This is a genomic window from Neisseria sp. P0009.S007 (genome assembly GCF_051962515.1).
In genome coordinates this window covers 1-857 of sequence record NZ_JBQCVF010000711.1, presented here as the reverse complement: position 1 = coordinate 857, position 857 = coordinate 1, and the positions used below count along the sequence as shown (strand labels likewise).

1 protein-coding gene and 1 pseudogene are annotated in these 857 nt (G+C 46.9%); both read left to right on the top strand.

Annotation, left to right across the window (positions count from 1 at the left end):
- Positions 1-432: pseudogene (locus ACTHS3_RS15870) on the top strand (3'-5' exonuclease); the annotation flags it as partial.
- A gap of 198 nt (positions 433-630) precedes the next feature.
- A partial coding sequence (locus ACTHS3_RS15865) for an HAD hydrolase family protein (RefSeq protein WP_440368489.1) occupies positions 631-857 on the top strand: 227 nt, incomplete at its 3' end.

Sequence of the window (857 nt, the reverse complement as noted above, 5' to 3'; positions counted from 1 at the left end):
AGAAACTGGCGTCCTTACGGTTTGTTTGCCCACAAAAAAGCAGCCAAACGCGCTTTGACGCAATGGTCGCAAGAACACAGACTCTGCCCAGATTCGCTCAATATTTTGCCGACCGGCTACGCAAAGGGCGAACCCTGCCCTGTTGAGGCTGTCGGAAAATGCAATGGCAACTGCCGCCAGCCAAACGGCATCAAACATCAAAACCAACGCATTACCGAGCTTGCTGCCCTACTCCCCGTAACTGATTGGGGCAAAGCGCACGAAATTGAAATTACCGAAACCGACCCCCTGACCGGAAACAGCATTACCCTGCTCTGCGCCGGCGGCGCGTTGGCATTGCCTGATGGAAGCTGGTATTTCGACAGCAGCCTGCCTCTCGTGATTAAAAACAAATTCAGACAAGACAAAGAAAATATCCGTTTGATTGCTTAAAACAAGGCCGTCTGAAAACCAAATTTTCAGACGGCCTATTGTGAATAACTTTCCGCTTTATTCTCAAAATAAAACTCTGCCTAAATTTTAATCAGAACTTATTTTTATAATAGCAATCAAATACTAAACCAATTTATACACAAGCTGTTCACACAATTTTCAATGAAAGCTGTGTATACCCAGCCCGATGAGTAAACCATGAACAATCCTGAAATCATCTTCTTTGACATCGACGACACCCTCTACCGCAAATACACGGATACCCTGCGTCCTTCGGTTGCCCAAGCCATGCGCGCATTGAAAGCCAAAGGCATTTTAACTGCCATTGCCACCGGCCGTCCGAAAGCCGCCATTCCCGCCAAAGTCAAAGCCTTGATTCAAGAATGCGGTATCGACATGCTCGTTACCATCAACGGCCAATATAT